The 20,628-nt window shown below is 72.3% G+C and carries 18 protein-coding genes and 1 riboswitch; of the genes, 5 read left to right on the top strand and 13 right to left on the bottom strand.

Going from position 1 to position 20,628, the window contains the following annotated elements:
• Positions 1-88: 88 nt before the first annotated feature.
• Both AB0C21_RS42390 and groL read right to left on the bottom strand, forming a co-directional pair.
• Positions 89-679, bottom strand: coding sequence for a phospholipid scramblase-related protein (locus AB0C21_RS42390; RefSeq protein ID WP_149262934.1), 591 nt, complete (start codon positions 677-679; stop codon positions 89-91).
• Between the two features lie 398 nt (positions 680-1,077).
• On the bottom strand, positions 1,078-2,706 hold the full coding sequence (gene groL / locus AB0C21_RS42395) for a chaperonin GroEL (RefSeq protein ID WP_141578529.1): 1,629 nt from the start codon (positions 2,704-2,706) through the stop codon (positions 1,078-1,080).
• 313 nt (positions 2,707-3,019) lie between these two features.
• On the opposite strand from groL, the gene AB0C21_RS42400 reads away from it, so the two are divergent.
• Complete coding sequence (locus tag AB0C21_RS42400) at positions 3,020-3,226, top strand: hypothetical protein (protein ID WP_500212095.1); 207 nt, start codon at positions 3,020-3,022, stop codon at positions 3,224-3,226.
• A gap of 354 nt (positions 3,227-3,580) precedes the next feature.
• Here the strand turns inward: AB0C21_RS42400 and AB0C21_RS42405 are convergent, their stop codons facing one another.
• The 4 genes from AB0C21_RS42405 to AB0C21_RS42420 form a co-directional block, all read right to left on the bottom strand.
• Positions 3,581-4,546 (bottom strand): hypothetical protein, encoded by a 966-nt coding sequence (locus AB0C21_RS42405; RefSeq protein WP_500212097.1) that lies wholly within the window; start codon positions 4,544-4,546, stop codon positions 3,581-3,583.
• Between the two features lie 295 nt (positions 4,547-4,841).
• Positions 4,842-5,120 carry a MoaD/ThiS family protein gene (locus AB0C21_RS42410; RefSeq protein WP_149262935.1) on the bottom strand — a complete coding sequence of 93 codons (279 nt, stop codon included), beginning with the start codon at positions 5,118-5,120 and terminating at the stop codon, positions 4,842-4,844.
• A gap of 15 nt (positions 5,121-5,135) precedes the next feature.
• Positions 5,136-6,380: a threonine synthase gene (thrC, locus tag AB0C21_RS42415; RefSeq protein ID WP_500212099.1), complete on the bottom strand. Its 1,245-nt coding sequence runs from the start codon at positions 6,378-6,380 to the stop codon at positions 5,136-5,138.
• A gap of 16 nt (positions 6,381-6,396) precedes the next feature.
• Positions 6,397-6,538: riboswitch (SAM riboswitch) on the bottom strand.
• 96 nt (positions 6,539-6,634) lie between these two features.
• Positions 6,635-7,570 carry a cation diffusion facilitator family transporter gene (locus AB0C21_RS42420; RefSeq protein WP_500212100.1) on the bottom strand — a complete coding sequence of 312 codons (936 nt, stop codon included), beginning with the start codon at positions 7,568-7,570 and terminating at the stop codon, positions 6,635-6,637.
• Positions 7,571-7,690: 120 nt separating this feature from the next.
• Here AB0C21_RS42420 and AB0C21_RS42425 point away from each other — a divergent pair, with 120 nt between their 5' ends.
• Positions 7,691-9,184: an alpha,alpha-trehalose-phosphate synthase (UDP-forming) gene (locus AB0C21_RS42425; protein WP_500212101.1), complete on the top strand. Its 1,494-nt coding sequence runs from the start codon at positions 7,691-7,693 to the stop codon at positions 9,182-9,184.
• A 68-nt stretch (positions 9,185-9,252) separates the two neighbouring features.
• Here the strand turns inward: AB0C21_RS42425 and AB0C21_RS42430 are convergent, their stop codons facing one another.
• Both AB0C21_RS42430 and AB0C21_RS42435 read right to left on the bottom strand, forming a co-directional pair.
• The gene (locus tag AB0C21_RS42430) at positions 9,253-10,278 is read right to left on the bottom strand and encodes a sulfotransferase family protein (protein WP_500212103.1); all 1,026 of its coding nucleotides are present in this window, start codon (positions 10,276-10,278) and stop codon (positions 9,253-9,255) included.
• A gap of 87 nt (positions 10,279-10,365) precedes the next feature.
• Entirely contained in the window at positions 10,366-10,917 is a 552-nt protein-coding gene (locus AB0C21_RS42435) for an RNA polymerase sigma factor (protein ID WP_141578537.1), read from the bottom strand.
• A gap of 121 nt (positions 10,918-11,038) precedes the next feature.
• Here AB0C21_RS42435 and AB0C21_RS42440 point away from each other — a divergent pair, with 121 nt between their 5' ends.
• Both AB0C21_RS42440 and AB0C21_RS42445 read left to right on the top strand, forming a co-directional pair.
• On the top strand, positions 11,039-12,967 hold the full coding sequence (locus AB0C21_RS42440; protein WP_500212105.1) for a serine/threonine-protein kinase: 1,929 nt from the start codon (positions 11,039-11,041) through the stop codon (positions 12,965-12,967).
• A gap of 179 nt (positions 12,968-13,146) precedes the next feature.
• Positions 13,147-13,740: a PadR family transcriptional regulator gene (locus AB0C21_RS42445; protein ID WP_149262942.1), complete on the top strand. Its 594-nt coding sequence runs from the start codon at positions 13,147-13,149 to the stop codon at positions 13,738-13,740.
• Positions 13,741-13,791: 51 nt separating this feature from the next.
• Here the strand turns inward: AB0C21_RS42445 and AB0C21_RS42450 are convergent, their stop codons facing one another.
• From AB0C21_RS42450 to napA, 3 genes are all read right to left on the bottom strand, one after another.
• The gene (locus tag AB0C21_RS42450; RefSeq protein WP_500212106.1) at positions 13,792-14,658 is read right to left on the bottom strand and encodes a hypothetical protein; all 867 of its coding nucleotides are present in this window, start codon (positions 14,656-14,658) and stop codon (positions 13,792-13,794) included.
• A gap of 814 nt (positions 14,659-15,472) precedes the next feature.
• Positions 15,473-16,294 (bottom strand): trehalose-phosphatase, encoded by an 822-nt coding sequence (otsB, locus tag AB0C21_RS42455; protein ID WP_500212108.1) that lies wholly within the window; start codon positions 16,292-16,294, stop codon positions 15,473-15,475.
• A gap of 19 nt (positions 16,295-16,313) precedes the next feature.
• The gene (gene napA / locus AB0C21_RS42460) at positions 16,314-16,649 is read right to left on the bottom strand and encodes a nucleoid-associated protein NapA (RefSeq protein WP_500212109.1); all 336 of its coding nucleotides are present in this window, start codon (positions 16,647-16,649) and stop codon (positions 16,314-16,316) included.
• Positions 16,650-16,983: 334 nt separating this feature from the next.
• Here napA and AB0C21_RS42465 point away from each other — a divergent pair, with 334 nt between their 5' ends.
• Entirely contained in the window at positions 16,984-17,598 is a 615-nt protein-coding gene (locus tag AB0C21_RS42465) for a MarR family winged helix-turn-helix transcriptional regulator (RefSeq protein WP_149262947.1), read from the top strand.
• 106 nt (positions 17,599-17,704) lie between these two features.
• Here the strand turns inward: AB0C21_RS42465 and AB0C21_RS42470 are convergent, their stop codons facing one another.
• Both AB0C21_RS42470 and AB0C21_RS42475 read right to left on the bottom strand, forming a co-directional pair.
• Positions 17,705-18,001 (bottom strand): SHOCT domain-containing protein, encoded by a 297-nt coding sequence (locus AB0C21_RS42470; protein WP_500212111.1) that lies wholly within the window; start codon positions 17,999-18,001, stop codon positions 17,705-17,707.
• Between the two features lie 109 nt (positions 18,002-18,110).
• Complete coding sequence (locus tag AB0C21_RS42475; protein WP_500212113.1) at positions 18,111-20,450, bottom strand: S8 family peptidase; 2,340 nt, start codon at positions 20,448-20,450, stop codon at positions 18,111-18,113.
• Positions 20,451-20,628 lie beyond the last annotated feature (178 nt).

Here is a 20,628-nt window from a genome sequence, read left to right on the forward strand (position 1 = left end):
ACTCACAGGTCCAGGTGATAAAAGTGCTCACTCACCAGCGGCTACCAGGCACCGAGTCTGCCAGCGGCGGCCGACCCGGTAGCTCCCATTAGGTGATCTCTTTGGCCTCGTGCAGGTTCATGTCCATGACGATGGCCGTCATGACCGCCATCGTCCGCAGCGGCTCCCGGACGGGGTCGGTGATCTCCACCGCGTACTTGTCGGCCGTCGTCAGCAGGTGCGTGGCGAGCCCCGCCCACTTCTTGCGCACGTGCGCCACCTTGCCGCCGTCGGGGTCCTTCACCTCGAAGTTGTTGCGCGGCACGTCCACCTCGACCGTGCCGATGTGCGTCCCGCCGTCGTCGTAGATGACGTAGCGGCGGCCCACCCTTTCGGTGACGAACGAACCGACCCGCTCCCCGTCCGGCCGGAGGACCTCGGTGTACTCCCGGCCGGCCTGCTTGTCCACGACGTACAGCGGTTCGCCGTCGGGTGTCGTCAGCAGGACGGCCCGCGCGTCGAGGTTCGACTTGCCGGGGAACAGGCCGCGCATGACCGCCGAGTCGCCGTGGTCCTCGGTCGGCGCCGCGATGGCGAGGACGGTCCCGTCGCCGTCCAGCACCTTGTACCGCGACTTGGCGAACGGTCCCCTGCGAGGCTGTTCGACCCTGAGCACCGGGGAGCTGAACACTTCGCTCACGCGTTCTCCTGCCTCATCGGCCGCATCGGCGACCGCCCTCACTGTTCACCTTGCCGGCGTGCCCGCACCCTCCGCTGCACGCCTTCCAAGCGGCGATCCTGCCAACGGCAGGCCCCCAGGGGAAGCACTTTCCGCGCCCGGCCAGGCGCACCGCACCCGCCGCCCCGCGTTCTCGGCCCACTGACCTGCGGCGGTGCGGACAAGGTGACCGTCTGAGGAACATTCTTCTTTCGCTCCGGCGGCCCCCGGCCATCGCCGCGGACATCCACGCCGGGATCTAAGCCCTCCCGATGGCGTCCGCCCCGCCCGGCTTCGGCCCCATGACACGCCAAAAGGGGCGGTCCCCGAAGGAACCGCCCCTTTCACTCACACCCGCAGGGCGCGACGTGAGGACCCGATCAGAAGTCCATGCCGCCGGCGTCGGGCATGCCGCCCGCCGGGGCCGGGTTCTTCTCGGGCTTCTCGGCGATGACGGCCTCGGTGGTCAGGAACAGCGCGGCGATCGACGAGGCGTTCTGCAGCGCGGACCGGGTCACCTTGGCCGGGTCGAGGATGCCCGACTCGAACATGTTGACGTACTCGCCGGTGGCGGCGTTCAGGCCCTCGCCCGGGGTCAGGTTGCGGACCCGCTCCACCACGACGCCGCCCTCGAGGCCGGCGTTGACGGCGATCTGCTTCAGCGGCTCCTCGAGAGCGCGCTTGACGATGTTCGCACCGGTGGCCTCGTCGCCCGACAGCTCCAGCTTGTCGAACGCCTTGGTGCCGGCCTGCAGCAGCGCCACGCCACCGCCGGGGACGATGCCCTCCTCGACCGCGGCCTTGGCGTTGCGGACGGCGTCCTCGATGCGGTGCTTGCGCTCCTTGAGCTCGACCTCCGTCGCGGCGCCGGCCTTGATGACCGCGACACCGCCCGCGAGCTTGGCCAGGCGCTCCTGGAGCTTCTCGCGGTCGTAGTCGGAGTCGGTGTTGTCGATCTCGGTACGGATCTGGTTGACCCGGCCCGCGATCTCGTTGGCGTCACCGGCGCCGTCCACGATGGTGGTCTCGTCCTTGGTGATGACGACCTTGCGGGCGCGGCCCAGCATCTCGGTCGTGGTGTTCTCGAGCTTGAGACCCACGTCCTCGCTGATGACCTGGCCGCCGGTCAGCGTGGCGATGTCGCCCAGCATGGCCTTGCGGCGGTCGCCGAAGCCCGGCGCCTTCACCGCGACGGACTTGAAGATGCCGCGGATCTTGTTGACGACCAGGGTGGCCAGGGCCTCGCCCTCGACGTCCTCCGCGATGATCAGCAGCGGCTTGCCGGACTGCATGACGCCCTCGAGGACGGGCAGCAGGTCCTTGTTGGCCGACGCCTTGCCCTGAACGATCAGGATGTACGGGTCCTCGAGGACCGCCTCCATCCGCTCGGGGTCGGTCACGAAGTAGTGCGAGATGTAGCCCTTGTCGAAGCGCATGCCCTCGGTCAGCTCGAGCTCCAGACCGAAGGTCTGGCTCTCCTCGACCGTGATGACGCCTTCCTTGCCGACCTTGTCCATCGCCTCGGCGATCATCTCGCCGATCTGCGGGTCACCCGCGGAGATGGACGCCGTGGAGGCGATCTGCTCCTTGGTCTCCACGTCCTTGGCGAGCTTGGACAGCTCCTCGCTCACCCGCTCGACCGCGGCCTCGATGCCCCGCTTCAGCGACATCGGGTTCGCGCCGGCGGCCACGTTGCGCAGACCCTCGCGCACCAGCGCCTGGGCCAGCACGGTGGCGGTGGTGGTGCCGTCACCCGCGACGTCGTCGGTCTTCTTGGCTACTTCCTTGACGAGCTCCGCGCCGATCTTCTCCCACGCGTCCTCGAGCTCGATCTCCTTGGCGATCGACACGCCGTCGTTGGTGATGGTGGGGGCGCCCCACTTCTTCTCCAGCACGACGTTGCGGCCCTTGGGACCAAGGGTCACCTTCACGGCGTCGGCGAGCTGGTTCATGCCGCGCTCGAGACCGCGGCGGGCCTCCTCGTCGAACGCGATCATCTTTGCAGCCATAGGCTCCAGTCCTCCCGGAACAAGGTGGCTTAGACGGATCGAGCCGACGCCCGCGACGGACGGCCCCGCCGACGACTTCCATTCCGCCGCCGGCCTGAGGCCTCATCGCCCCGACCCATGACTGTGTGAAGTTGTCACTCTCCACAGCAGAGTGCCAATGTTTGTTTAGCACTCTACCCCGTCGAGTGCAAGCGCCACACATCCTCGCCCGAAGGTGTCACCCCGGCGTCCCGAACCCGCCCTGACCAGCGGTGGGACCGCGGGCGCGCGTCCGTCACCCGTGCAGGAACGCGGCACTCCCACGATGGCCGTCATGCCGAGGATCGCCGGCAACGCACCTGTCCAGGGCGACCGCCCGTCCCTGTCCGAGCGTCGCACCGGCCTCCTCCAGCGCAAGCCGGACGTCCTCGAAGGGATGAAGGTCTCTCGCAGGGAGCGCGACGCCCATCAGCGGCGAGTAGAGCGGAAGGCAGCGGCGCGGGCCGCCGCGAGCACGGCCGAGCCGGATGCCAGGAAATGACCGCTTCGGGTGCCATGGCCGAACGGTGGCGGCCCGCTGATCGACGGCGGCAGAGGGGGCCCATTTCATTGGAGAAAATGCGTGCGGATGTTTTTAGGAGGACCCTGTCCGTTGCGTCCGCTGATGCCGTTCCGGGGGGAATGCGGCGGCGTTTGCGGCGGCCCGATCGCCCGTGCTTGCCGCGGCCCAGCGGGCCGCTTTCGTGGAGTTCGGCGCGCGGCGAGGACTTTCTTCTCGGCCCAGGCGAAGGGCCGCCGCAAACGGTCCGGACATGGGTGGCCGCTCCGGCTTCGATGCGTGACCGGGCCGGAGCGGCCGTGGTGCTTCGGGTGCTCTCGCAGGAATCGCGGTCCGCTACTTGGTGGACTCCTGCTCGGGGCCCGCCACCGCGTTGATCACGGTGTTGCGCTTCCCGCCGTGGATGTGGCTGTTGATCTCGCCGGTCATCGTCGCGCTGTTCCCGGCGAAGACCAGCGAGTGGGGCGACTTGGTGAGGTTGGTGAACACCGCGTCGCCGGAGCCGTTCTCACCCACGAGGACGTGGCCGTTCTGGCCGACGGCCGCCTTCTCGGCCGCGTGGATGTCCACCGACCGGGGCTCCGGCCTGTCGGCCCGCCGCTGCGCCATCTGCGGAGCGGCGTCGGCCTGCTGCTGCTCCGGAGCGTTCTGCTGGGCCTCCTGCTCGGGCGCGGCCTGCTGCGCGTCCTGCTGCTGCGCGGCCTGCTCGATGCCCTGGTCGGGCGCGGCCTGCTGCGCGTCCTGCTCCGGAGCGGCCTGCTGGGCGTCCTGCTGCTGCGCGGCCATCTCCGCGTCCTGCTGCGGGGCGGCCTGCTGCGCGTCCTGCTGCTGCGCGGCCTGCTCGGCACCCTGCTCGGGCGCGGCCTGCTGCGCGTCCTGCTCCGGAGCGGCCTGCAGCGACTCCTGCTGCGGAGCCGCCTCCTGCTGCTGAGCCGCCTGCTGCTGAGGAGCGGCCTCCTCGTGCTCGGCGGCCTTGGCCAGGGCGACCTTGGTCGCCTCCTCCTCGGCGCCCTCGACGCCGGTGACGGCCGTGTTGTGCTTCCCGCCGTGGAGCTTCGTGGTGATGTCACCGGTCTTCACCGGCTTGTTCCCGATCGCCGTCGCGGCCTTGGGAGACCGGATGATGTCGGTGTACATCAGGTCGCCGGGACCCTGCTCGCTGACGTACGTGGGGCCGTTGTGCCCGAGGTACGCCTTCTCCACGGAGTAGAAGTTGATGTCGGCCATGGCCGAGGGAGCCGCGAGGACGGCCGCCCCCATCGTTATCCCGGTCACGGCCATCGTGCGCAAAATGCGCTTCATGCCTTTCCTCACTCTCGTATGCCGATCGGCGCCCCAGGGAGCGCCACTCCGGGAACAATCTTCCAGGGCGTGACCAGCGAGAAAACCAAGTGCCGGGGAGGCGATGATCAAGATCCGAGACGGGAATCCGACGCTCGCTAAAGCTTGATCCATGCGCGTTTAGCCGGACCGCGCGAACAGCCGCCCAATTCGGTATCCACCGGGGCATCCGCGTTCCGAAGAATCGCGAATTCGCTGCCCGTGCACGGAAAAGCCCCGGCACGATGGGACGTGCCGGGGCTTGGGCGGGCCTGCGTCAGCCGCCCGCCACCGCGGGGATGATGGAGATCTGGGCGCCTTCGGGCGTCGGGGTGTCGAGGCCCTCGGCGAAGCGGACGTCCTCGTCGCCGACGTAGACGTTCACGAACCGGCGGATCTTGCCCGCGTCGTCCAGGATGCGGGCGGAGATGCCGGAGTAACTGGCCTCCAGGTCGGCGACGACCGCGCGCAGGGTGGCCCCCTCGGCCTTCACCTCGGACTCGCCGCCGGTGTAGGTCCGCAGGATCGTCGGGATACGGACGGACACGCTGCTCATGCTGCTCCTTCGTTCTCAGGCGAGGCCCGCGGCGCGGAACGCCTCCAGCGACGGGGCGATGTTCGCCGACGGCGCGACGACCGGGGCGACGGCGTCCAGGGTCTTCAGACCGTCCCCGGAGTTGATGATCACGGTCTCGGCGCCCGGGTCGAGGGCGCCGGTCTCGACGAGCTTGCGGAGGGTCGCGACGGTGACGCCGCCGGCGGTCTCGCCGAACACGCCCTCGGTGCGGGCGAGGAGCCGGATGCCCTCGACGACCTGCTCGTCGGTGACGTCCTCGACGGCGCCGCCGGTGCGGCGGGTCACGTCCAGGACGTAGGGGCCGTCCGCCGGGTTGCCGATCGCGAGGGACTTGGCGATCGTGTCGGGCTTCACCGGGCGGATGACGTCGTGGCCCGCCTTGAACGCGGTGGCGACCGGGCCGCACCCGGCGGCCTGGGCGCCGAAGACGCGGTACGGCTTGTCCTCCACCAGCCCCAGCTTGATCAGTTCCTGGAACGCCTTGTCGATCTTGGTGAGCTGGGAGCCGGAGGCGACCGGCACGACGATCTGGTCCGGCAGCCGCCAGCCGAGCTGCTCGGCGATCTCGTAGCCGAGCGTCTTGGAGCCCTCGGCGTAGTAGGGGCGGACGTTGACGTTGACGAACGCCCAGTCGTCCTGCTCGCCGGCGATCTCGGACGCGAGCCGGTTGACGTCGTCGTAGTTGCCGTCGACCGTCACGAACGTCCCGCCGTACACGGCCGTCGTGATGATCTTCTGGGACTCGAGGTTCGAGGGGACGAACACCGCGCTGCGGATCCCGGCGCGGGCGGCCGCGGCGGCGACCGCGTTGGCGAGGTTCCCGGTGGACGGGCAGGCCAGCACCTTGAACCCGAGCTCGCGGGCGGCGGCGAGCGCGACGGCGACGACGCGGTCCTTGAACGAGTGGGTCGGGTTCCCGCTGTCGTCCTTCACCCACAGGCTCTGCAGGCCGAGGCTCTCCGCGAGGTTGTCGGCGCGGACGAGGCGGGTCAGGCCCGGCTCGGTGTTCGGGGTGTCGGCGACGTTGGCCGGGACGGGCAGCAGCCCGCGGTAGCGCCAGATGTTGCGCGGCCCGGACTCGATCGCGTCCCGGGTGACGCCCTGGAAGTCGTAGGCGATCTCCAGGGGCCCGAAACACTCCTCGCAGGCGTAGTAGGGCCCGAGGTCGCGGGACGAGCCGCATTCGCGGCAGACGAGAGCGGTAGCCGGTCCGAGGTCTGTGGCAGGCGTGAGTGCCATGAGGGCGAGGCCTTTCTCCCCATCTTCCCTGCGCCACCTTGGTCGCAGGCCGGAGTTGGCACCATCTCCCGGCCGGCCTTCGCAGGATCGCGACGCGCCTCAGCCGGGTGGTTGCCGGGGCTTCGCAGGGCCGGTCCCTCCACCCCTCTGGATGAGCGTTATGAAGTTGTGTGATCACGAGCGCTATGAACTCGTATGCGTGACTTTACATGAACTGACCGGATGCCAGACAGGCGGGTCCAGGGATTGAGACGTTACCCGGCGGGGCTCTTGATCACGCGTTGGGTCGGGTCGAGGAACACGTGCTTGACGATCGGGACGCACTCCCGCAGCCGCCGGTCGATCTCCCCGGCGACGTCCTCGGCCTCGTCGGCGCTGATGGCGTCGGAGAAGTGGACCTTGGCCGCGACGAGGATCTGCTCGGGGCCGAAGTGCATGGTGAGCAGCTCGTCCACGCCGGTCACGCCGCGCGCGCCGAGGATCTCGGCGCGGATCGTGCGCTGCGCCTCGGGGTCGGCGGCCTGGCCGATGAGCAGGCCCACGCTCTCACGGCCGATCCCGAAGGCGAGGACGACGAGGAGCAGTCCGATGAGGACGGACGCGAGCCCGTCCCAGAACTCCGAGCCGGTGATCTGGCGCATCACGAGCCCGCCGGCGGCGAAAGCCAGACCGACCATCGCCGCGGTGTCCTCGAACAGCGCGGTCTTGAACGTCACGTCGGGCGACTTGCGGACGTGCTCGACGAGGTCGCGGTCGTTCTCACGCGTCTCCTTCCTGGCCTGGTAGAAGGCGCGGATCCAGGACGTCCCCTCCAGCACCGCGCCGAGGGCGAGGACGGCGTAGGCGAGCCACACCGTCGTCCCCGTGCCGCCGTGGCCCGTCATGGTCAGGACGCCCTCGAAGATCGAGAACCCCGCGCCGGCCACGAAGATGCCGAACGCGGCGAGCAGCGACCACACGTACCGCTCGTTGCCGTAGCCGAAGGGGTGGCGCTTGTCGGGGGGCCGCTCGCTGCGCCGGAGCGAGGCGAAGAGGAAGCCCTGGTTGAGGGTGTCCGCCACCGAGTGCGCGCTCTCCGCGAGCATGGCGCTGGACCCGGCCAGCAGGCCGGCGACCAGCTTCGTGATCGCGAGGATGAGGTTCGCGGCACCGGCGACGAGCACCGTCTTCGTCGTCTCGGACTTGCTCATGGCGACCGGGTACCCCCTGGGAGAATGACTAACCGGGCGAAACGGGCGGCAGTGCGGGCGATGCGGGCTACCTCGCGGGTCACTTTGATGTGCCTCGGTCCCAACTGAGACCCTTCCCGTATGAGCCAAGTGCTGGTGGCCTCGAACCGGGGGCCGGTGTCGTTCTCGCTGTCGGACGACGGCGGGCTCACCATGCGGCGCGGGGGCGGCGGGCTGGTGTCGGGCCTGGCCGCCGTCACGGGCGCCCCGCGCGACCCCGGCCCGCCGCGTCCGGCCGGGACGTCGCCGGAGCCGTCCACCGGGGACGCGGACGTGCTGTGGGTGTGCGCGAGCCTCGGCGAGGCCGACCGCACGGCCGCGCGCCGCTCCCCGGACGGGCGCCTCGACCTCGCCGGATACGAGACCGGCGGGGCCGCGGTGCGGATGCTCGACATCCCGGCGGCCACGTTCGACCGCGCGTACAACGGCGTGGCCAACTCGACGCTGTGGTTCGTCCACCACCTGCTGTACGACACGCCGCGCAGCCCGCACTTCGACGCGCGCGCCCGGCGCGACTGGCAGTCCTACGAGGCGTACAACGCGGCCTTCGCGGACGCCCTCGCCCGCGACGCCGCCCCAGGCGCGAAAGCGGCGATCCAGGACTACCACCTCTCGCTCGCCCCGCGGATGCTGCGCGACCGGCGTCCCGACCTGAAGATCGTGCACTTCTCCCACACGCCGTGGGCGCCTCCGGAGTACTTCAGGCTGCTCCCCGACGACATCGGCGCGCAGGTCCTGCTCGGCATCCTCGGCGCGGACCACGCCGGCTTCCTCACCGAGCGGTGGGCGTCGGCGTTCCTCGACTGCTGCGAACTGCTGCCGGGCGCGCGCGTCGACCGCGTGGCCCGCACCGTCACCTGCTCGGGCCACACCACGCGCGTGGGCGTGCACGGTCTCGGCGTCGACGGCCCGGCGCTGCGCCGGCGCGCCGCCGAGCAGGACGTCGTCGAACGGGCGCGCGCGCTGCGGGAGCAGGTCGGCGACCGGCAGCTCATCGTGCGGATCGACCGGACGGAGCTCTCCAAGAACATCGTGCGCGGGCTCGCCGCCTACCGGGAGATGCTCGTCAACCATCCCGAGTGGCGCGGCCGCGTGGTGCACCTGGCGTTCGCCTACCCGTCCCGCTACGACCTGCCCGAGTACCGGGACTACACCGCGGCCGTCGAGCGCATGGCCGGGCAGATCTCCGAGGAGTTCGGCACGGCCGACTGGGACCCGCTGATCCTGCAGGTGAACGACGACTACCCGCGCTCCCTCGCCGCCTACGGCCTGGCCGACGTCCTGCTCGTCAACCCGATCCGCGACGGGATGAACCTGGTCGCGAAGGAGGGGCCGGTGCTGTCTCGGCACGGCTGCGCGCTGGTGCTGTCGCGGGAGGCGGGCGCGGCCGCGGAGCTGTCCGAGGACGCGCTGGTGGTCAATCCCTACGACGTCTCGCAGACGGCCGAGACCCTGCACCAGGCCCTGCTCATGCCGCGCGCCCGGCGAGCCGAGCGCTGCGCCCGCCTGGCCGAGGCCGCGACGGCCCTCCCCCCGCAACGCTGGTTCGCCGACCAACTAGCCGCCCTCGACTGACGACGGTCAGCTTGGGGGCGTGGGGCCCCACAATGACGCGACGGGCCTCAGGGGCTGCCACGTGGGGGTCAGGAGGCGGTGGTGGCGGTGTGTTCGGCGGGGAGGAGGCACTCGACCGGGTTCGGCTCGTGGTGCTGCCTCCAGCGTTCGCGCAGCGCGGCCTTGCTCTGGGCCATGCGGCGGTGGGCGGCGGTGCGGGTGAACCGGGCGAGGTGGGCCGCGGGCGGCTTCGGCAGGCCGCTGGGCTCGTAGCCGTACTCGGCGAGCCGCTCGCCGAAGGCGGCCTCGGCGAGGCTGATCTCCCAGGCGTCGAGGCGTTCGGCCCAGGAGCCGACGCGGTCGGTGGTGACGGCGTCGTGCGTCCGCCCGTGCCATCGCTTGCCGGCCGGGACGAGCCGCTTCGCGAGGCCCTCCGGGTGGACCATCGCGGGGTCGAAGTCCTCGCCGAGGAACCCGCAGAGCCGGGTCAGCTCGTCGGCGGGGTCGGTGACGAGCCGCTCGTACTGCAGCTCGTAGTAGGAGTCCGGGCCGAGTCGCTCGACGAGCCGGCGGCCGCGGTCGATCGTCTCCCGCCAGGCGGAGATGGCGTGGTGGATGTCGGCGTCGAACCAGGGCATCTCCATGAGGGACGCGACGCAGTCCCGGCCGTCCCTGACGAGGTGGACGAACTGGGCGTCGGGAAACATCCGCAACAGGGCGCCGACGTGCTGGGAGTAGCTCGGGCGCTTGTCGCCCCAGCGGGGCTTGCCGTGCAGGCGGGCATAGGCGCGGAAAACGGCGCCGACGGCGGAGCCGAGCGTCGGCGGACCGTTGACGATCTCGTCGATGAGCCCGTCCGCGTCGATGCCGAGCGTCCGGACCTTGGTGGACCGCTCCCCGACGATCCACTCCGCGAGCGCCCGCCTGTTCTTACTCTCCCGCAGGTCACCGAATTCGCACCGCGCCGTATAGACCGGCAGGACGAACCTGGTCTCCGCCGGGATCGCGATGCGGGCGTGCGAGTGCAGCATGAGCCGCAGCAGCGTCGTCCCCGAGCGCGGGCAGCCGAAGACGAAGATCGGACGGTCGTGGCGGAGCGCCAATCCTGGTGACATGCACGCATGCTGGTGCAGCGCCCTGCCGCGGGGCCCGGGCTATGCACGCACCGTTGCTGTCCGCTTACCCACCTTTGACGGGCGGGGTCACGTGTAGGACTCGCCGAGCGTCTGCCTGACCTGCTTGCGCGCCTCGTGGATGCGGGACTTGACCGTGCCGAGCGGCAGCTTGAGCTGCTCGGCGATCTCCGCGTACTCCAGCTGCGAGACGTCCCGCAGCACGAGGGCCTGGATGAGGTCGGGCTTGCGGGCCTCCAGGTCCTCCATGGCGTCGAGGATGTCGACGCGGGACCCGGCGATCACGCTGGTCCGGCGCGGGTCGGGGCGCTGCTGCGGAAGCTCGCCCGCCTGCTCGACCGAGCGCCGCTTCAGCGACCGGTAGGTGGAGCGCGCGGAGTTGGCGACGACGACGTGCAGCCAGGTGCTGAACCGCGACCGGCCCTCGAACCGGTGGATGTTCCGCGCGACCTGGAGCAGCGCGTCCTGGCATGCCTCCTCGGCGTCCTGCCGGCAGGGCAGGAACCGGGAACTGTGCCGCAGCACGTCCGGCTCGATCCTGCGGAGGAGCTCGTTCAGGGCGCCCTGGTCGCCCTGCGCGGCCTTCACCGCCAGCTCCTCGGTCCTCTCGTCGAATGCCATGCCGCCTCAATGCTCGTTCGCGCGCTCACCCCGTTGTTGGGATGATACGGGAGTGTCTTTCCCACCATCAGTAGGCCGTTACCGAATCGATCGCGTCCTGGGTTCGGGGGCGTTCGCCTCTGTGTGGCTGGGGCACGACGACGCCCTCGAGTCCCAGGTCGCCATAAAGGTCCTGAACGGCAGCCTGATCGACGATCTGGACGTGCGCAACAGGTTCCTGGAGGAGGCCCGGATCCTGCGCCGCGCCGACTCCGAGCGGCTCGTGCGCGTCCACGACATCGGCGAGCTGCCTGACGGGCGTCCCTACTTCGTGATGTCGTACGCGGACCGCGGAACGCTCGGCGACCGCATGCGCGAACGGCCACTTCCGGTCAGCGAGGCCGTGGCGCTCGCCGAGCAGATCGCCTACGGCGTCGAGGTGATCAACACGCTGGGCGTCATCCACCGCGACCTGAAGCCGTCCAACGTGCTCTTCCAGTCGACGCCGGACGGCGGCGAGAAGCTGCTCATCGCCGACCTCGGCCTCGCCAAGGCGCTCGCGCACGCGTCCGGGGCGTTCACCCTCCCGGTCGGCACCCCCGGGTACATGTCGCCCGAGCAGGCGCGGTTCGGCGGCGGGCTCGACGTCCGCGCGGACGTCTACGGCCTCGGCGCGCTGACGTACCACATGCTCACCGGGCGGGCCCCGGGCCCGGCGCCGGTGAAGAAGGCGCCGAGCGAGCTGCGCGAGGGGCTGTCCCCCGCGTTCGACCAGGTGATCCTGCGGGCGTTGGAGGTCGAGCGGGAGAAGCGGTGGCCGACCGCCGAGGCGTTCGCGGAGGCGCTGTCCACGCTGCGGCCGACGTCCGCGGGCACGCCGGCGCCCGTCCCCGCGGCGTCCTCGTCGCCGGCGCCGCAGATCGACGCCGACGCGACCGTCCAGGACTTCTACCACGACGGCGTCCAGCTCCAGCAGCAGCCGCGGCCGGTCCCGCAGCCCGGTCCCGCCCAGCCCACCTCGGCGGCCCAGGGCGTCCCGGCGGACATGCACACCCGGTTCGACCAGCCCGGCGAGGACGACCTCCACACGTCCGAGATGAACGTCCCGCCCGCTCCGTCCTCCGACGAGGTGACGGTCGTCGACCGGCCCGGCGGGCGCGCCGCCCCGTTCGGGCAGCCGGAGCGGCCCACCGCCCCGGACAACGACAACGACCGGACGATCGCCTACCAGGCCCAGCCGCAGGCGCAGGCGCAGCCGGCGGACGACGGCAAGACGGCCGTGTTCCCGACCCAGCCGCCGCAGAACGGCCCCCAGCAGGGCGCCCCGATGCAGCAGATGGGCCCGGGCGGCCAGCAGCCCTACGGACCGCCGCCCACCGGTTTCCAGCCTCCGCCCCCCGGGCCGGTCCAGGGCGGCGGCGGGCAGGGCGGGCCGCGCGGCGGAGGCGCGCCGAAGAAGTTCGCCACGCCGCTGATCATCACGGCGGTCGTGCTGGTGGTCGCGGTGATCGGCGGGCTGGCGCTCGGCATGATGTTCTCCGGGGGCGACGGCAAGGAAGGCAAGGACGGCAAGAAGAAGACGCCGTCGATCCCCAAGGACTTCGTCGCCGTCTCCGACGACGCGGGCAAGATCAAGGCCGCGGTGCCGAAGGCGTGGCCGAAGCAGCAGGAGCAGACGTGGACGCCGTCCGCCGTCGGCCTCACCGACGGCCAGCCGCGGCCGGTGCTGCGCGCGACGCCCGACAAGGCCGCCTTCCTCGGCAACGGCAAGGGCCCCGGCGTGTTCATCGGCGCGACCACCGACCTGCGTCCCGGGCAGCTTCCGCCGCCGAACGCGGCCGGCCACGCGCAGTGCACGAAGGCCGCGCCGGAGAACTACACCACGCCGGACGGCGCCCTCAGCGGGACGATCACCCGCTACACCGCCTGCAAGGCGGGCACGCCGTCGGTCACCGAGGTCGGCCTGAAGGACAAGGCGGGCAAGTTCGGCCTGTGGATCCGCGTCAAGGAGGCCGACGACCGCGACGCCACCAAGGACATCCTCGACAGCCTGAAGGTCACCGCCCCCTGATCCAGGGCCTGACCGGTACGGAAGCGCGCGACCAGGCGCGGAGCGGCGAACGCTCCGCGCCTGGTTCCGTTCAGGGCGGGCATGCCTCGAAGTGATTCACATCACATCTGTTGTATCGCGACACGTTACCGATATATCGTTGAGGCATCGCAACCGATCACTAGAAGAAGGAGACTGCGATGCACGAGCACACGATGAGAGGGCGCGGCGGCTTCCGGGGCCCCAGGGAGCGGGGGCGCCGCGGCGACCCGTTCGGCCCGTGGGGGCCCGGCGGCCCCGGGCCCGGCTTCGGTCCCGGCCACCGCGGACGCGGTGGGCGCGGCCGGCGCACCCGGCGCGGCAACGTCCGGGCGGCGCTGCTCGCCCTGCTGGCCGAGCGGCCGATGCACGGCTACGAGATGATCCAGGAGCTGGACGGCCGCACCGGCGGCGTCTGGCGGCCGAGCCCCGGCTCGGTCTACCCGACCCTCCAGATGCTGGAGGACGAGGGCCTGGTCAGCAGCGAGGAGCAGGGCGGCAAGCGGCTGTTCTCCCTCACCGACGCCGGCCGCGAGGAGGCGTCGGCGCAGACCACCGCCCCCTGGGACGAGGTCACCGAGGCCGCCGGCGAGAACGTCCTGCGCGGGCGCGAGGCCATCGGCCAGCTGATGGGCGCCCTGCAGCAGGTGATGGCCGTGGGCAGCGAGGCGCAGAAGGCGCGCGCGCTGGACGTGGTCAACGACGCCCGCCGCCGCCTCTACGGGATCCTCGCCGATGACCCCGAAGCCGAGTGACCCCAGAGAACGACGACCGGAACCGCCGTGGCCGACAGGGCCACGGCGGTTTCACCTTCCGTTCGGGAAGGGCGCCTGCTTGGCGAGCCGATCGGCCATGTAGAGCTGCTTCCACACGTACAGGCCCATGTCCGTGCGCCTGACGCGCCGGTCGACCGGGACGTCCACCGTCGCGCGGACCAGGTACGCCGCGCCCGGCGGAAGGTACTTGTCACCGCCGTCCCCCGCGAGCAGCGCGCCCCCCGCGAGCCGCCGCACGACCTGGCTGTTGGTCGGCGGCGTGCACATCGTCTCGGGGACGCCCGCCTGCGGCATGCAGCGTCCCCGTGCCTCCGGCGTGACGAGGTCGCGCCTGACGAACACGTCGCCGGGGAAGTCGAGCAGCACCTTCTGGCCGGTCGGGTTGCTGAGGATGTACTCGATGTAGGGGAACGACGTCCCGGACGGCGGCGAGGACTGGAACGTCGTCACCACGCCGTCGCTGATCCCGGACGTGACCGCGGCGATCCTGTACCGGGACCCGTCGGCGGTGCCGACCGTGATGGGCGAGCCCGCGGGCGGCAGCTTGGCGGCGCCCGGCGGCTGCTCCCCGGCCGCGGGGGTCGCCGTCGTCCCGCCGCCCTTGCCGCCGGAGTCGGGCGTCAGCACGAGCCCTGCCGTGACCAGTCCGGCCAGGACGAGCACGCCCGCCGCGACCAGACCACTGCGTCGCCCCTTGCGCCGCCGCTCACTGCGCTCCCGCTCCCGTTCCCGAGACCCGAGCCGCACCTGGATGCCGCTGGTCTCGCGGACGCCCATCGGCCCCGGCGCCGACCACTCCTCGCGTTCGGAGTAGGCGTCCTGCGCCTCGGGTACGGCGGCCCACTCCGACCCGCCGAGCCGCGGATCCGGCTGCGACCGCGGCGGCGTCCCCCACACCCGAGGCGGCCCCTGCCCACCGGAAGCGACCGGAGCCTCCGCCCCCTCCGCCCCCTCCGCCACGCCGGGCGCGGGCCGTCCGGGCGGCACGGATGGAACGGCCGGCCCGGCCGGAACGACCGGCGCGCCCGCCCTGGGCGGAGCCAGAGGCACATCCGAAACGACCGGCGCGCCCGGCGCGACCGGCACGGGCGACGCGGGCGACGCGGGCGGGACATTTGACGCGGGCGGGACATTTGACGCGCGTTGCGCGGGCGGAGCCAGCGGCAGGTCCGAGATGACCGGCGCGCCCGGCGCGACCGACGCGGGTGGAACAGTCGACCCGGGCGGAGCCAGAGGCACGTCCGCCACCCCCGAGGGAACCGGCGCGGGCGAGGCGGGTGGCGCAGTCGGCGCGACCGGTGCGCTCGGCACGACTGGCGCGGCTGGGGCGGTGTGGACTATCGGACGCGTTGGGGCGTCCGGGGGGATGGGGACGCCCGACGGGGGCTGGGCGCCCGGTGGCTGGACGGGCGTGCCTTCCCTGGGCGTGGCCCTCGGGATGCCCTGGGAGGGCGTGTGCCTGATGTCGCCCGGACGGCGCGGAAGTCCCGGCTCCGTGTCCACCGTCTAGCCTCCCGATGTCCGTCGTGCGGCTCCCCCGTGAACCCGCACTACCGCAATTCACCATATTTTGGCCTAATTAGACCCTGGTTCCACAACGGCCCCCAGAGTCTCGCGAGAAACGACAACTCGGGACGGGGTTCTTATCACGTCGCCAACAAGTCGTCCGCCCCCTGCGTCCCGGCCGGGGCGCAGGGGGCGGACGGACGGCTCAGGAGAGGGAGTCGGCGAGCGAGCCGATGAGGTCGACCACGCCGGCGGGCCCGTCGACCACCAGGTCCGCCCGGTCGGCGAGCGCGGTGACCTCGGTCGAGCCGCTGCACACCAGGACGCCGGGCACGCCCTCGGCGCGCAGCTCGTCGACGGCGTCGAACGCGGCCAGGTCGCCGAGGTCGTCCCCGGCGAAAAGCACGGCGGACGGGCGGGGCGCGCGGTCGCCCACGAACGAGCGCAGCGCCTTCCCCTTGTCCATGCCGGGCGGGCGCAGTTCGAGGACGTAGCGTCCCGGCTCCACGGACAGCCCCGTCCGCTCGGCGAGCGCGGCGAGGATGCTGCGCAGCCGGTCGAGCGCGACCTGCGGTTCGGCGCACCGCCGGGTGTGGACGGCGAGCGCCTGCCCCTTGTCCTCGACGAACGTCTCGGGCGGGGCGCCCGCGGCGGCCAGGACGCCGGGCAGCTTCGCGCGGGCCTCGGCGACGCCCGGCGGCGGCTCCGGCACCGTCAGCGTGCCGGACTCCCAGCGTTCGAGACCGTACTGGCCGAGGACGACGAGGCCGTCGATGCCCTCGAAGCCGCCGTACTCGACGGCCACGGCGGCGGGGCGTCCGGTCACGATCAGCAGCGAGCCGACCAGCGGCGCCAGCCGGGCCAGGGCCGGCGCGGCGTCCGGATGCGCCCGGGCCGAGGCCGGATCGGGGACGATCGGCGCCAGCGTGCCGTCGAAGTCGAAGCCGAGCACGGCCCCGGTCGGGTTCTCACGGATGGCGTCAAGGCCGTCGGCGCCGACGGCCGTCGCAGAGCGGGGAGAGTTCACCTGACCAGTGTTGGTCAGGTCAGGGCCGGATGCCGAGTCGCCGCGCGGCACGGCTGCGTTGCCGCTGTGTCCGCATCCGGCGCAGGCGCTTGACGAGCATCGGGTCGCACTCGAGCGCCTCGGGCCGGTCGATCAGGATGTTCAGGAGCTGGTAGTACCGCGTCGCCGACATGTCGAACGTCTCGCGGATGGCCTGCTCCTTGGCGCCGGCGTACTTCCACCACTGCCGCTCGAACGCGAGGATGCGGCGGTCGCGCTCGGACAGCCCGTCGGCGCGGAACGCGGCGTCGTCCGCCCCGTCCTCGCCCTCGGCGGCTGGTTCGGTCAGAGGTCGCGGGGGTTGACCATCGTCCATGGTTCTGTCCTGCGGGGGGACGTCACCGCGGGGGTCACCGGGGGCGTTCGCCGCTCGCATCAGGTCCCCTCTGTGGTTACTGATCCCGGGTCGTCCGGGTTCGGGCGGGAGCCATGCTACGCGTCCGAGCCGACAAGTTCCGGCGGATCCCGGGGAACGGACGCCGGTGGTTCAGTGCATCACATCCCCGTTCACCTGGGGCTCTTTCGCTCCGTGTGTCCCAGCGGCAACGCCGGTCCGGCGCGCCGCCAAAAATATGTACTCTACATCCGTTAGAGTGGGGGATCCGCAGCGTCCGGCGCCTGAGACGGCGACCACGGAACGGAGACCTTGCATGGCGACGGAGACCTCCGCCACGGGACGGACCGCCGAGCGGGCCGCGCCCCGGGACGGGAGCCTTCCCGAACCCCCCGCCGACGGCGTGCTCACCGATATCGCGACCGCGCTGTTCCATCTGCGCCGCGTCTGGGCCAAGCCCGACCTCGTGAAGCGCATCCGCGCCCAGACGTCCGCCGCGACGGACGGACGCCCGCTGCAACTGTCGAACCTGATGGTGGTGAACGCGGTCGCCGCGCTCACCGACTGCGGGCCCTCGGACGAGCCGTCCTGCGAACCCACGGTCGGCGCGGTCGCGGAACGCCTTGAGATCGACCCGTCCACGGCCAGCCGCCTCGTCGGGCACGCCATCGACGCCGGCCTGGTGTCGCGGCGCCCCTCCCCCGTGGACGCGCGCCGCGCCAACCTCGGGCTGACCGAGGCCGGCCGGCGCGTGAAGCAGGTCTCCGACCGGTTCCGCCGCGCCTACCTCGACGAGCTGATGTCCGGCTGGTCGGAGCGGGAGCGCACCGAGTTCGCCCGCCTCCTCACCCGCTTCGCCGACGCCGCCGTCCAGGCCCCGATGTACCCGGACGGAATCGGCCGCATCTTCGAAGAGGCCGCAGCCGACTGACCGACCCCTGGAACGAAGCGGAAGGCGGCGGTCAGGTCCCTTCCCTAGCCGGGGCCCCCAATGACGGGGCCAGTGTGGGGTGGGCCCACACTGGCGCCGTTCGCGGTCAGTCGCTGTTGCGGAGGGCTGACATGCGGGTGAGGTACTCGTCCTCGTCGATCTCGCCTCGGGCGAAGCGCTCGGCGAGCACCGACCGCGCCTTGGTCATCGGGTCGCCCGCCGCCTTGGCCGCCGCGGCGCCGTCGTGCACCCGCCGGCGGATGAAGTAGAAGGCGGTGCCCAGGACCGCCAGCCAGAACAGGCCGAACATCACCGGGAAGACCGGCCAGAAGGCGGGGGCGTCCCCGTCGTTCCAGCCGCCCGGGTGCATCGCGGCCGCCTGTGTCACCAACGTCGTCACCATCGTTCATCGACCCTTCCTGTGTTCGGATAAGTCGATGCTCGGCGACGGGTACGGGGGCCCGCATCGCCTGGCCGGAGGCACTCGCGCTACGCCCGCCGGAGTACCGCGCTCACCACCAGGGCGGCCGGTAGTCCTCGTCGTCGGCGGGGCGCGGCGGCTTCGAGTGCCGCCCGCGCGGCTCGTCGTCGGCCGTGCCCAGCGGCGGGACAGGCCCTTCCGGCGGTTCGGCATCGCCCGGACCGGGCAGCGGGACGTCGGGGAACCCGCCCAGGGGCCCCTCGTCCTCGGGAGGTACGTGCGGGGGCGGCGGCTCGTTCGGCGGTTCCGGGGATACCGCGGCGAGCGGAGCCGTCGTCCCGGTCTCGGGGAGGTCCGGCGTGTCGAGCGCGCCCCGCCGGAAGGCCTCCCACTCGTCGTCGTCGAGGACGGACGGCTCCTCGCGCGCCGAGCCGTTGAGCCCGCCGCCGTTGTGCCCGTTCCCGTTCAGGGGGTCATGCCCGTTCAGGGGGTCATGCCCGTTGCGCGTGCCGTGCCCGTTGCGCGTGCCGTGCCCGTCCGCGGCGAACTCGCCGGGGACGAACGGGCGCAGCTCGCCCGGCATGACCGGGGGCTGCTTCGGTTCGATCGGCGGCGGGAGCTTCCCGTCCCAGCCGGACGGCGGCGCGGGCTGGGCGAAACCGGCATCTGGCGAAACGAAACCGCCCTCCGGCGCAGCGAACCCCGCCTCCGGCGAAGCGATCCCTCCGTCCAGCGGAGCGAACCCTGCGTCCGGCGCAGCGAACCCTCCGTCCGACGGCGCGGGCTCGGCGAAACCGCCCTCCGGCGCAGCGAACCCTGCGTCCGGCGGAGCAAAACCCGCGGGACCGGGGTCCGGCGGCGGGGCGTCCCAGATCGGGGCGTCCAGCGGCACGGCCTCCTGCGGCAACGCCTCGTGCGGCGGGGCCTCCTCCGTGAAGGCGGGCCCCTGGTAGACCTCGTTGCTCTGGAAGAGCGGCGAGCTGACCGGCGCGACCGCGGGCGCCTCGTACGCACCGGCGGGCCCGGCCGGTGCGCCGGCGGGCACGGGTTCGCGCGGCGCGGACGGGGCGGACGGCAGGCCGTAGTCGGCGACGGCGTCGGCGTCCCCGTCGTCGCCCTCCGGGCGCCGCCGCTGCCGCCAGCCGAGCACGAGCCCGAGGACGACCAGCACCCCGCCGCCGCCGAGGACGAGCGGGAACAGGAAGCCGGAGTCGCGGCCGACCGGCTGCGCGGCGGGCTGCGGCGTCGGGGGCGGGGGCGGCGGCGTCTCCACCGGTCCGCTGGAGGTCTTGTTGATCTGGTTGGCGGCGACGAGGGTCCGCACCGCGTCGACCGTCCCGCGGCACTCGGGCGAGCCGGTGGGATGGCCGGGGCGGGCCGGCGAGCCCTGGAGGAGCGCCCGCCTGACCTCCTCGGGGCTGAGTCTCGGGTAGCGGGAGCGGACGAGCGCGGCGACCCCGGCGACCATCGCGGACGAGGCGCTGGTGCCCGTCCCGACGACGTAGCCGTTGCTGGCGTCCGCGCTGACGATCTCGACGCCGGGCGCGCAGACGGCGGCGCCCGAGCGCCGGTTGCTGTCCTTCCAGAGGCGCAGCCGGCGGTCGAGCGCGCCGACGGCGATCACACCCGGGTAGGCGGCGGGGAAGTTCTTGCGGTTCGCGCCGGAGCCGTCGTTGCCCGCCGAGGCGATGAGCACGACGCCCTTGGAGAGCGCGTACCGGATCGCCTTCTCCTGCGAGGGCGTGCCGTCGTAGGCCTGGCGGCCGCCGCCGAGCGACATGTTGATGATGCCGGCGCCGTGGTCGACGGCGTACCGGATGCCCTGGGCCACGGCGTCGCGGTCGCCGCCGGCGCCCGGCTGCTGCTGCCCGCTGTCGCGGCGCAGCGGGTCGTCGTTCTCCAGCGTGACGCGAATGGACAGGACGTTGCTGAGCGGCGCGACGCCCATCATGCCCTGCGACAGCCCGGGGCCGTGGCCGTGACCGGCGATGATGCTGGCCATGGACGTCCCGTGCAGCCCCCAGTAGCGGGTGCCGGGGCGGCGCACGCCGCCGGTGAGGTCGGGGCCGGTGACGACGCGCCCGGTGAGGTCGGGGTGGCGCCTGTCGACGCCGGTGTCGAGGACGGCGACCGTGACGCCGCGCCCCCTGGAGTACCGCCACGCCTTCTGGGCGCGCAGGACGTCGAGGTGCCACTCGCGGGAGCGGATCTGGTCGGTCGGCGCGTTCAGCAGCGGCCCGGCGACGGCGCCCGCGGAAGCCCCGCGCACCGTCTGCCCGCTGGCAGGGCTGCCAGAGACCATCGCCGCGGGCACGGCCACGGCCGCGCCGAGCGTGAGGACGGTGAGGACCGCGGTCGTCCGGGCACCGAACCGGAGCAGCGGCTCGGCCGGTCGGGCATGCGCCGGACGACGCCGACCGGCTTCGGACACGCCGCCCCTCCCTCCGGCAGACCGCCGCGCTCCACGGCGGGTGACATTCTGCCACGCGAACCGCCCCTGGCCCGGGCACTCGGCACATTAGGGCACGGTCCTGGACAGCGCGGATCTCCCGGATCAGTCTTCCGTACCCACGGGTAATCAAACCGGGCAGGGCATGCTAACCCGGACG

It is taken from the genome of Spirillospora sp. NPDC049024, from assembly GCF_040649235.1.
In the GTDB taxonomy this organism is placed as follows: domain Bacteria; phylum Actinomycetota; class Actinomycetes; order Streptosporangiales; family Streptosporangiaceae; genus Spirillospora.